The following is an 11,204-nucleotide window of genomic DNA, read 5'->3' on the forward strand; positions in this document are numbered from 1 at the left end:
GCACGCGACGGTGACGTATGGAGGGGCGGAGGGGTCATGACAACCGCAGCGGACGAGACGCGAATAGGTGATCCTGCGCAGCTGCGCAAGGCGGGCACGGGAGCGACTGAGGTCGCGGGGGAGACCAATACGGCGGGCAAGCATCCGGTCGATGAGACCAAGGATGCGTCCAACGCCTTCCGCGCCGGCAACTGGGACGGCGGGCTGGGCGGGGCCCTGGCCGATCTGGCCGAGACCTGGTCGAGCCAGACGGCCGCCCTGGTCGGGAAGTGCCGTTCCCTGGGCGCTCAGTGCACGGACACCGCGGACAACTACACCTCCGTGGAGACGCAGAACAAGGCGGCTATGGCCAACGTGGCCAAGGGGTCGAATTCCCCGTCCCCCTTCGGATGAGCCCCTGCTGATTCTGTTTCCTGTTTCCTTTTAAGTCGCGCTTGTCAGTCCACAACATCACACGGGGGCAACGGAAATGCCGACATACGAACAGCTGTACCACCTTGACCTCGGTGCTCTCAAGACCGCTGTCGACCGCTGGGCCGAGGTGCCAGGGAAATTCAAGAGCCTGCACACCTCCTTCAAGGACCGCGTCAAGCAGCCCTTCGACGCGGCCGCTTGGGTAGGGCCCATGCACGTCGCCGACAATGCGCGCAGCAAGGTGGACATGTGCGCCGGGGAGTACGAGGATGCCGGGGCCGAGGCCAAGGGCATTCATGGGATCCTCGCCGATGCGCATGGCGAGCTGAAGCAGGCCAAGGCCGATCTGCGCCATCTCGCCGACGTCGAGGCCAAGGAACAGGGGCTGCACGTCACCAGCAACGGCGAAGTCTTCTCCCGAAAGCTCCTGGACCAGGATTCGTCCGATGCCGACGCCCCGGACCAGGCGGAAGCGCAGAAGGAGCAGCAGAAGGCCGATGCCTTCGCCGAGCGCCTCGAAGCCGTACTGAAGCGCGCCGCCGGCATCGACGAGACCACCTGCTGGGCGCTGCGCAACGACCTTGGGCGCCACAAGAACGACTTCAATGACAAGGGAATTGCCAAGTCCCTCGATGACGCCAAAGACAAGCGTGCGGCGGAACGTGAGAAGGAACGTGAGGAGGACCGGCGGGCCAGGGCCGACGCCAAGCGAGCCGCGGAGCTGTCCGAGCAGGGGGATCTTTCCGATGAGGAGCTCAAGGAGTTGCAGCGGCTTGTGCACCGCAATCGCGACTCGCCGGAATTCAGCACCACCTTCTACAAGGCCCGGGGTGCGGACGGGGCCATGGACGACTTCCAGGGCCTTTCCTGGCGCCTCAAGCAGGACTTTCCTGCCATCTCACCGGAAGAGAAGAAGCTCTACGAGGACCTACAGAAGGACCTCGGCCACTCCTTGGCGACGGCCACCAACCCGGCCAATGAGCCGCACCTGTCGGAAGAATGGAACACCGAGTTGCGCAAGGAAGGCTCCGAGGATCCCGCACGGTACAACGCCCTCGGTGCCGTAGTACGGCACGGCGAATACGACCCGAGTTTCCTTCTTCCCGTGGTCGAGCATGTTGCGCAGCTCCAGGCCGCGAATCCCAAGTCCTTCGACAGCACCGGCTTCATGGACGCACTGTCGAACAGCCCGGCGGCTGCCGAGGCGTTCTTCACCGAGCGGCCTCATGCGTACAACGAAGACGGTACGCCGAAGGACGGAGCCCCCGATCTCGGCACCGATGAAGACGGGAAGCCGATCACCAACTACTTCGATATGTACACGTCCGACGACTTTGAATGGGTGACGTGGGAGGACTCGTCATACAGCGATGAAGTGTTCGACACCGGGAAGGGCAGTGAGGGGCGCGACGCCTTCGGCCAGGCCCTCGAAGCGGCGCTCACGGGGCGTACTCCTGGCGATGACACCGAGAGTGCCGGGTCGCCGCACTCCCCTGGTCAGGCCGCGCTGATGCACGACGTGGTCGAGAAATTCGGGAACGACCCCGACGTCTTGAGCAAGGAGGAGCGAGGACGCTTTGCTTGCATCAACGACAGTCTCGGAAACATCACGGCCGAGTACATGCTGGATGTTCAGCGGGCCATGGCGGGTGGCGGTGACAGCGAATATTTCCCGACACATGGCCAGGATGCAAAACTCTCCGATCTGAACAACGGCCCGTTGGCGGACTTCGTCGGAGCGGTGGGCAAGGACCCGGATGCGTATGGCGCGATCTCGCATGCGCAGCAGGCAGCCACGACACAGGTGATCACGAAGGCCGTTGACTCCTGTGACAACGAAGCGGACCGAGCTGCGCTGGTCAAGGATGTGGTCCGGCCCGGAGTCACCGTCCAGGGCATTCTCGCCGAATCCCGTGGGGTCGCGACCTATGACGAGAAGATCGCCGACGACGAGGCGTACAACAAGGGGCTGGACGAGGGGAGCATGTGGGCAGGCCGCATCGTCGACGCGAGCGTCGGGTGGGTTCCCGTCGCTGGTCCGGTGATCGGCTGGGGAGTTGAGGAATCGCAGGATGCCGTCAAGGAGAACTACCAACGGGACTCCAGTGACGATGCCGAGCAGGACGCCGATTCGTATGTCGAATCGAATCGGGAGGATGCCGCACAGGCTTCCCGACGTGCGGCAGAGACTGCCGCGAAGCAGGCTGGATTGTCCTCCTCCGAGGCGGAGCGACTCGGCCTCGCCGCCTACAACGAGGCCAACGATGGGTACGACGACGGGCGCGGACGCGAGCAGGGAATCGGCCGGCACCAGCAGTAGCCGAGGCCGCACCCGCAGGCTTCCTTCGTTCCGTAGGCGGCTGGGGTCACCTTCGGGCTGCGGTGTCGGAGGGGAGTTCGGCGAAGCGGTCGCGATATGCGCCGGCGAAGCGGCCGAGGTGGGAGATGCCCCACCGGTAGGCGATCGTGCCGATGGGGTCGTTGGAGGCGAGGATGTCCGCGCGGATCCGGTCGAGCCGCAGGTTGCGGACGTAGGTCATGGGCGAGAGGCCGAGTCGGTTGCGGAACGCCGCGCTGAGGGTGCGAGGGCTGCACTGGGCGGCCTGAGCGATGTCACTGAGGCTGAGGTGCTCGGTGAGGTTCGCCTCGATGAACGCGAGGGCTGCGCGAACGGCACGCGGGTGGCCGGGTGGGGGACCGTCGCGCAGCTCGGCCGTGTGCGAGTGCGGCTGGGCCAGGAGCAGGGCGGTGACGAGCGAGCGCAGCTGGCTGCGCTGCACGTCCGAGCGCTGGAAGAGGGGGTCTCCCGAGTCCAGCTGTTCGAGGAGGGAACGGACCAGTAGCCGCACCGCCCGGCCCTTGGACGTGGCCAGGTCCAGGGCGAAGTCAAAGCGTATGGGGGACAGCGGCGGGTGCCCGGTCAGCGCGCTGAACTCCTGGTCGATCAGGGCGGCGTCGATGCGCAGCCCCAGGAACCGGGTCCCGCGGGCACGCACGGGCCGTAGTTCCTGGGAGTCTCCGGGGTTGATGACTCCCGCCGTCGACGTGTCCAAGGTCGCCCGCAGGCTGCCGCGCGCTGCCGAGATCGCGCCGGAGACGCCGATGTTGACGAAGTAGGACCTGCGGCCCTCGGCCGACGCGACGCGCACATCGAGCGGCGAGGCGAAGTAGCCCACCGCGAAATCGTGGGCGGCTACGCCGCGCAGTTCGTGATCGCCGCTGCACAGGCCGTCCAGCGGCGATGTGGCGATGGAGCCGCCGAAGAGCAGGGTGGCGGCGTTCAGCAGGTCGACGGGGTTCCGGGACTTGGTGAGGAGGTAGGTGCGCAGCGGATCCGGTACGGCGTTCACCTCGGGCGCGCTCACATCGGTGGGGCGACGAACAGCCCCGGGTCCACGTCGTTGTGGGACTTGGCGGCGATGAACTCGTCCATCTCATTGGCCGTGCCCCACTGATCCGCGTTGGCGGGGTCGCGCAGGTCGTAGAGGTGGGGGTGCCAGGTGTCCTCGTCCAGGATTTCCAGCTCGGTGGTGTACTCGACGGTGTTGCCGGCCCGGTCGAGGAAGTAGCTGAAGGAGTTGTCACCGGCACGGTGCCGCCCCGGCCCCCACAGCCGCTCGATGCCCATGCGCCGCATCCGGCCGGTGCCGCGCAGGAACTCGTCGATTCCGCGCAGCTCGAAGGAGGCGTGATGGAAGGCCGCGTGCGGCCCGCGCACGATGCCGAAGCTGTGGTGGTAGGTGTTGCACCGCAGAAACCAGATGATCTCGCCGCGGCCGCCAAGGCACATGGTGTCCGAGAGGCGGAACCCCAGGTGCCTGATGTACCAGTCAACCGTGGCCTCGGGGGTGGGGGAGTTCATCAGGACGTGGGAGAGGCGCACGGGGACCGGCTCGCGGGCCTCGATCCGGCGGTGCCGGCGCGCGGCGACGTCGGCGGAGACCTCCACCACGCGGCCCTCGTTGTCGAAGAAGCGGACCGCGTAGCCGCCCCCGGGTGTGTCCAACGGCTTCGGTTCGTGCACCAGCCGCACGCCCTGCGCGATCAGCTGTGCGGCCAGCGTGTCGACATCGCCGGCGCCGGCAGCGCCGAAGGCGATCAGGTCGGTGCGCTTGTGGGCGTCCTCGCGCAGCCGCACCACGTACTGCTCCGGGGAGCCTTCGGCTGCCAGGAACGAGACACCGGTGTCGCCGGCGGTCTCCGTCAGCCCCCACAGCTCGGTGTAGAACTGACGCTGCCCGGCGAAGTTCGGCATGGCGATATCGATGTGCCGCAGGTGGGTGATCAGACTGCTGCTGCTGTTGCTCATGGTGAACTCCCTTGTCTCGTTGCCCACTTCGCGTCGGCAGGATGGTCACACGGGCACGGCCATGAGCCGGTGAGCGGCCTTCATCAGCGGATGTGCCTCGCGATGGCGCTGCATCTGTTCCAGGCCGGCGATCGCCACCGAGGTCTCCACGAGCGTTCGGCACCGCTGTCTGCGCCGTCTCACGAACGCCTCAAGCCCCGCCTCGACCGACCCGTGCCGCCCGAGCTCTTCGGCCAGCACCAGCCCGTCCTCGATGGCCAGCGCCGCGCCGCTGGCCATCTGCGGTGCGGGCGCGTGCGCGGCGTCACCGATGATGACGCCGTTGCCCCGGTTCCAGGCGCCCTCCAGGAACGCGGTCAGCACCGGGCGGCGCACCACCGAATCCGACACGGACACCAGAGGGCGGATCTCCGCCACCCGGCCCGGGAAGGCTGCCAGTATCTGCTCCAGGCGCGGGGCGAGTTCGGCCTCGGGCAGGACGCTCTGCTCCACCCCGTTCTCCGTCAGGAACACGTACGCCTGGCCCACCGAGAGGGGCACGAGACCGGCCGTGTCGGCCTTCCCGGCAAACTGGTGGATCCCGGTGGCCCACTGCGGGCGGGGCACCAGAGCCCGCCAGACCATCTGCCCGTGATAGTCGAGCGAGGTCTCAAGTCCCAGCAGGCTCCGCGTCGTTGAGCGGATCCCGTCCGCGCCCACCAACAGCGCGACCTGCCGGACCGTCCCGTCCGACAACTGCACGTGGACCAGCCCCCCGTCCTGGTCCACCGCCGTGACGGTCATTCCCTGGTGTACGACCACGCCGCGCTGCTCGGCTTCCGCGTGCAGGATGCGGTGCAGCACGGGCCGCGCTATGCCGGCCATCGCCGGCCGCCGCGCGCCGATCAGGCGCGGCAGCCGGGCCTGGCCCGCGGGTTCGCCGTCCACGTCCATGTGCGTGATCACGCTCATGCCGTAGCCCTCGGTCAGACAGTCGCCCACGAGACCCAGCTCGGCCAGCGCGCGCAGCGCGGGACCGGTCAGACACAACCCCCAGCCCGAAGTCACCCTTGACGGGTTGATCTCAGCGATCTCCACCTGCCACCCCGCGCCTGCCAGGGCCGTGGCCGCTGACAGACCAGCGACGCCCGCGCCCACGATCATGGCCGTACGTGCACCGCGATAGCTGTTCATGTACGCCTCCAGAGCACCTGATGTCGTCAAAACCGTAAGCTCCGTCGGCGCTCCGCCTTATCCGAATCAGGCGGCGGCCATCCGCTGTACGCAATCGACTAGCTGATCGGCGGAGCGTCGGCGGACGGCGCCTGAGGGGTCCGCGTCGACCGGTGTGCACAGCGCCCACGACTGGCGCGCGGGTCCCGGATTTCGGGCTACCGGGGGTGGTAGGGATGGGTGGTACCTGCGTGTCGGATGGCGGAAAGTGCGGGGGGCAGCTGGGCTGCCCCCAGACAGCGTGGATGAGGCACTGCGGAAGATCCTTGTGTGCCACAGATGTGCAGGAATGGTAGCCAAGAGTTTCGAAGATGTTACGGACCAGACATCAACAGCGTGCCTACCATGGCCAACTTGTTCAGACGAGGTATTCGCGCACGCCCTCACCCCCCACGCGAATGCCCGCGTGTCCTTTGTGTCCTGTTGTGTACCCCTCTGGAGAGACCGTGACCGAGACCCTGCCGAGATCCGCCGTCCGTACCGGCGGCCTCGTCGCCGCCGCACTCGTCCTCAGCGCCTGTGGCGCGGGCTCCGACGCGTCGACCAACGCCGACGGGGAGAGCGCGGCCACCGCGATCACGGCCGAGGACTTCGGGGGCATGGACGCGCTCGTCAAGGCAGCCAAAGAGGAAGGCACGCTGAACGCCATCGCGCTTCCCCGGGACTGGGCCAATTACGGCGCGCTGATCGACGGCTTCGAGAAGAAGTACGGCATCAAGATCAAGGTGGAGAACCCGAACGGCGCCAGCCAGGACGAGGTCAACGCCGTCACCTCCCGCAAGGGCAAGGACGGGGCGCCCGACGTCCTCGACCTCGGCAGCTCCTTCGCGTACAGCGCCGCCGCGAAGGATCTGCTCGCGCAGTACATGGTCGCCGATTTCATCGACATACCCGACGGCCAGAAGGACACGATGAGCCGCTGGTACAACGGCTACGGCGGCTATATCTCCATCGGCTGCGATGCCCGTCGCGTGAAGACCTGTCCGACCACCTTCAAGGATCTCCTCAAGCCGGAGTACAAGGGGAAGGTCGCGCTCAACGGCAACCCCAACAAGTCGGGTTCGGCCTTCGGCAGTGTGTACGCGGCCGCCCTCGCCACCGGCGGCTCATTCGACTACATCCAGCCTGGCCTGGACTTCTTCGCCAAGCTCAAGAAGAACGGCAACTACACGCCGGTCCAGTCCACCGCGGCCAGCATCACGAAGGGCCAGACGCCGATCGTCCTCGACTGGGACTACCTCAACGCCAGGTACACCGACGAGTTCAAGCGCAAGGGACTCGACTGGGAGGTCACGGTCCCGGAGGACGGCAAGTTCTCGCAGTACTACTCGCAGGCCATCAACAAGGAAGCCCCGCACCCGGCGGCCGCCCGACTGTGGCAGGAGTACCTCTTCAGCGCCGAGGGCCAGAACCTCTGGCTCAAGGGCTACGCCCGCCCGTCCCTGATGGCCGCCATGAAGAAGAAGGGCACGCTCGACAAGGCCGCGGCCGCCAAGCTGCCGGAGGTCTCCGGCACGCCGAGTATCCCGAGCGAGTCGCAGCTGGACTTTGCCAAGGCTGACATTGCCGAGGGCTGGGACAAGGTCGTCTCCCGATAGCCGCGACTCCCACCAGGGCCGACGCGGTGCCCGCCGTTTCTTCGGAGCGGCGGGCACCGCGCGGCCTCGACGCCTTCCGCGCCGACACGGCCCGCCCGCTGCCCGCCCCCCATGACACCTGTCGAGGTCAGCCGCGCTGTGACCGCCCTCGGCGGCTCCTGCACCGAATGATCCGGACCCGCGCCCGCCCGGAGATCAGAGGGGGAGCCGCACCCCGACGCCGCGCTCCAGCGCGCGGTGCATGAGCGCGTGGCCCACCGCGATGTCGCAGACGGCCATGCCGATGTTGCTGTTGACGATGATCTCGTCGGGGTTCTCCCGGCCGGGCTTCACCCCGGCCAGCACCTCGCCGGTCTCGGCGGCGACCTCGGGCAGGCCGTCGGGGAAGTACCCCATCGACGCGAAGAGTTCGTGCTCCTCGACGCTGTCGACGAGGTACTTGTCGGCGCGTCGGGACGTGCGGGGGTCCCAGAAGGTGTTCAGGTCGCACGGCAGGATCGTCTGTCCGGCGCTGACCCACTCGTCCTTCACCACCGCGAGCGGCTCGCGCAGGATGACCGTCGCCGAGCTCAGTACTTCCGCGCTCTTGGTGACCGCCTCGGCCGACTCACCCTTGACGATCCGCACCTCCAGCTCAGGCTGGAGTTGCGCGATCAGGGCGTCCGCGGCGGCCTCGTTGCTGTCGTAGACGTGGACCGTCTCCAGTCCGGGCAGCGCCAGGGCCGCGTAGCGGACGTGTTCCACTCCCTGCACGCCGCAGCCGAACATGCCGAACGTGGTGGCGCCGGGGTGGAGCGCCGCGGCGGCCAGGACCGTCACCGCCGGGGTACGCATCGCGGTCAGCCACGCCGAGTCCATGACGGCCAGCGGCACACCGGATTCCACATCGTTGAGCACGAGCAGCCCGGTGGTCTGCGGGAGACCGAACCTGCGCGGGTTGTCCGGGTAGCACTCGATCCACTTCGCGCCCACGATTCCCGGCCCCGGCAAGTAGGCCGGCATGGCGTGGTAGAAGACGTTGTCGTACGGGTGGACACCGATCTTGGCCGGCATCTCGTAGCGGCGGTGACCGTGCTCGACCAGGGCCTGGCGGGTCAGCCCCAGGATGTCGTCCCGCATCAGGTGCAGGTCCTCGACATCCTGTCGGGACAGGTAGAGCAGCTCCGAGCCGAGCTTCAGCTGGTCAGCGATCCGCTGTCGGTCGGTGGGGAAGGTCATGTGCGGGATCCTTGGCGATCGGTTCTCACCCGGGGACATCTCCGGGTTCCGCAGAGTCTCCGGCCGCCCGGCACCCGCCGGCATCGTCGTGGCTGAGGAACTTCCCCGCTGAGCGTCCTCTCCCCGTAGCAAAGCCGGGATGCCACTGTTGAGGAGGCGCTGCATCGTCAGCCCCAGGTGCAGGGCCGGCCCGTCACGGCCGTTCTTCACGTCCCACCCGGTCTTCTTCTCGACCTGAGCCGGCCGGTAGCAGAGCGTCGTCCGGTGGATCATCGTGGGCAGCCGCATGCCGCTCGGATGGGGCTATCGTGCGACTGTGCACGACGTTCGTCGATCGTGCGACTGTGCATGACGTTTGTCGATGGCGGGAGTCGCCGTGGTCCTTCCGTATACGGACGCGATCCAGCAGCTGGTCGATTCGCTCGCCGCGCGGATCCAGCGTTCGGTCGCCGTGGACGATGTGCGCGGCGGCCTCATCGTGTCCAGCCGTCACTTCGGGGACGAGGACCGGATCCGTATCGACGTGATGCTGTCCCGGCGACTGCCGAGCCGCGTGGCCGAGTACCTCAACAGCTTCGGTATCTCCACTTCTGACCAGCCTCTTTCGATTCCGGCCCGCCCGTCTCTCGGCCTCAAGGCCCGCCGGTGCTATCCCATTCGTGATCATGGTCGGCTGCTCGGCTATGTGTGGCTGATCAATGATGGCGCGGAGCGCTTCGACGAGGTGGTGGGGGAGTGCGTGGTCCAGTTGGCGGCACGGCTTCGGGACCGGTCGCTCCAGGTGACAGGGGAGGAGGGGCGGCGCCGGGCCTTGGTGGCCGATCTCCTGCACGGAGGTGAAGGCTCCGCTCGCGCCGCAGCGGAGCTGGTGAGCCAGGGGCTCGTCTGCGCCGATGACACGATCGTGGTCATCGTGACGGACCCGTCCACGGACCCCGAGGCGGTTGCCGCGGTGATCGCGGAGGCCACCGGGCGGGGCGGCCGCGACGAGCCGGCCGTGCGGGCGCTTGCGTCTGCGGTGGGGGACCGTGGCGTGGTCCTCGTCGCCGGCCGAGAAGAAGTGGAGCGCGCAGGGGCCTGGTTCGCCGAGGCGGTGCGGCGGGGTGTGCGGCAGCGGGCTCCGGGAAGCGGCGGTGTCTTCGTCGGTGTGAGCAACGCCGGCCGGCTGGATCGCGCTCCCGATCTGTTGCGCCAGGCAGTGCTGGCGGCTTTCGCCGCAGCCGAACTGCCGGAGCTCGCGCCTGTGTTGTCCTGGCGGGATACCGGTGTCTACGGTCCGCTCATGCTTGCTGCGGTGGCATCTCCCGATCTTGTCGTACCGCCTGAGATCGCCGGCCTCGGTGCCGGTGGACGTACGGATTTCCTGGCTCACACCGCTGAGGTGTTCCTGGATGCCGCCGGGGACACTGCGACCGCGGCGGAACAGCTGATGATCCACCGCACGACGCTCTACTACCGGCTGGCCCAGGTCGAGAAGAAGACCGGCTGGGACCTGAAGAACGGCCGTGACCGGCTGGCCCTCCACCTGGGGCTGAAGATGCAGCGCCTCCTCGACACCGGCATCCCGGCTTTGCTACGGGGAGAGGAAGAGCACCGGGGACGTTCCTGATCCGTGGCGATGCCGGCGGGGGCCGGGCGGCCGGAGAAGTTCGAAGAGCTGGACTTCGTCATCCAACCCGGTCAGCAGTGGGCCGGGCTGAGCGAGAGCCACGCGCGAACGTGTGAGGCGGTCCAGTTGACTAGGACTCCGCCGGCTCGGCGGCTACTCCTCGCATGCTTTCAACGATGCGCTCGGCGTGCTCAAGGTCAGCCGCGTGCGCGAGCTCCAGCAGCTTCTTCTTCTGCGTCGGGTTCTTTGTGCTCTCGGCGAGCTGAAGCAGTTGGTTCCTCCGCACCTTGTACTGCCAGTACTTCAGCTTGGCGTCCGCAGCGTCGATCAGCACTCCGATCAGCCAGGGCAGGAAGAGGACCAGCCAGGGCGAGGACCACGTACAGATCTTGCCGGGCCAGGTGTTGGTTCCGAGGGCGACGCCGACCGAGACCACGATTGTGGCGATGCTTGCCCCGCTGACATCGGCTGCCGTGATGACCGGCTTGCGCTTCTGTGTGCTGCCGGCGGCCGTGTTGCTCCCCTCAGCCATTGCGCTTGTCCTTCGGCCCAGGAGAAATGTCGAGGCCCGTCGCGCGTCTCACCCGCTCGACCGTGGCGTCGAGCGTCTTCTTCCGGGAAAGGAAGCGGTGCCCCAGCTCCCGCAGCACCGCAAACACTGCGCTGGTCATCGAGAGGACAGCGACCAGGTAGTACGGGAAATCACCCACGGCCTAGCTCCTCCGACGGCGTTCCTGCGCGGTTTCCCTCATGGCCATGTCCCCCTGTCTCGCGGGCAGTTCGGCTACAGATCATGCCGCACCAAGGCTCGTGGCGTGGTCAGGATGACGATGCTGGAGTGTCC

General features: G+C 67.4%; 10 protein-coding genes. 4 read left to right on the forward strand and 6 right to left on the reverse strand.

Features of this window, described 5'->3' with window-relative positions:
- Positions 1-36 precede the first annotated feature (36 nt).
- Both AC3EUV_RS28600 and AC3EUV_RS28605 read left to right on the forward strand, forming a co-directional pair.
- Positions 37-393, forward strand: a complete 357-nt coding sequence (locus tag AC3EUV_RS28600) for a hypothetical protein (protein ID WP_432145214.1) — start codon at positions 37-39, stop codon at positions 391-393.
- Between the two features lie 76 nt (positions 394-469).
- Positions 470-2,734 carry a hypothetical protein gene (locus AC3EUV_RS28605; protein WP_432145213.1) on the forward strand — a complete coding sequence of 755 codons (2,265 nt, stop codon included), beginning with the start codon at positions 470-472 and terminating at the stop codon, positions 2,732-2,734.
- Between the two features lie 46 nt (positions 2,735-2,780).
- Here the strand turns inward: AC3EUV_RS28605 and AC3EUV_RS28610 are convergent, their stop codons facing one another.
- Genes AC3EUV_RS28610 through AC3EUV_RS28620 form a run of 3 tightly spaced genes read right to left on the reverse strand, consistent with a single transcriptional unit; the run spans position 2,781 to position 5,896 of the window.
- Positions 2,781-3,764, reverse strand: coding sequence for a helix-turn-helix transcriptional regulator (locus tag AC3EUV_RS28610; RefSeq protein WP_432145212.1), 984 nt, complete (start codon positions 3,762-3,764; stop codon positions 2,781-2,783).
- An 11-nt stretch (positions 3,765-3,775) separates the two neighbouring features.
- Entirely contained in the window at positions 3,776-4,723 is a 948-nt protein-coding gene (locus AC3EUV_RS28615; RefSeq protein ID WP_435604183.1) for a VOC family protein, read from the reverse strand.
- Positions 4,724-4,768: 45 nt separating this feature from the next.
- Complete coding sequence (locus tag AC3EUV_RS28620) at positions 4,769-5,896, reverse strand: FAD-dependent monooxygenase (RefSeq protein ID WP_432145210.1); 1,128 nt, start codon at positions 5,894-5,896, stop codon at positions 4,769-4,771.
- Positions 5,897-6,381: 485 nt separating this feature from the next.
- Between AC3EUV_RS28620 and AC3EUV_RS28625 the strand changes: the two genes are divergently transcribed.
- Positions 6,382-7,533, forward strand: a complete 1,152-nt coding sequence (locus AC3EUV_RS28625; protein ID WP_432145209.1) for an ABC transporter substrate-binding protein — start codon at positions 6,382-6,384, stop codon at positions 7,531-7,533.
- A 195-nt stretch (positions 7,534-7,728) separates the two neighbouring features.
- Here the strand turns inward: AC3EUV_RS28625 and AC3EUV_RS28630 are convergent, their stop codons facing one another.
- Positions 7,729-8,751 carry an ornithine cyclodeaminase family protein gene (locus AC3EUV_RS28630; RefSeq protein ID WP_432145208.1) on the reverse strand — a complete coding sequence of 341 codons (1,023 nt, stop codon included), beginning with the start codon at positions 8,749-8,751 and terminating at the stop codon, positions 7,729-7,731.
- 361 nt (positions 8,752-9,112) lie between these two features.
- On the opposite strand from AC3EUV_RS28630, the gene AC3EUV_RS28635 reads away from it, so the two are divergent.
- Complete coding sequence (locus AC3EUV_RS28635) at positions 9,113-10,360, forward strand: PucR family transcriptional regulator (protein WP_435604184.1); 1,248 nt, start codon at positions 9,113-9,115, stop codon at positions 10,358-10,360.
- Between the two features lie 130 nt (positions 10,361-10,490).
- On the opposite strand, the gene AC3EUV_RS28640 is transcribed toward AC3EUV_RS28635, so the two are convergent.
- Both AC3EUV_RS28640 and AC3EUV_RS28645 read right to left on the reverse strand, forming a co-directional pair.
- Positions 10,491-10,892, reverse strand: a complete 402-nt coding sequence (locus AC3EUV_RS28640) for a hypothetical protein (protein ID WP_435604185.1) — start codon at positions 10,890-10,892, stop codon at positions 10,491-10,493.
- Positions 10,885-11,070 carry a hypothetical protein gene (locus AC3EUV_RS28645; protein WP_432145205.1) on the reverse strand — a complete coding sequence of 62 codons (186 nt, stop codon included), beginning with the start codon at positions 11,068-11,070 and terminating at the stop codon, positions 10,885-10,887. The genes AC3EUV_RS28640 and AC3EUV_RS28645 overlap by 8 nt, the downstream gene beginning before the upstream one ends.
- Positions 11,071-11,204: the final 134 nt, after the last annotated feature.

This window comes from Streptomyces sp. bgisy130, from assembly GCF_057708345.1.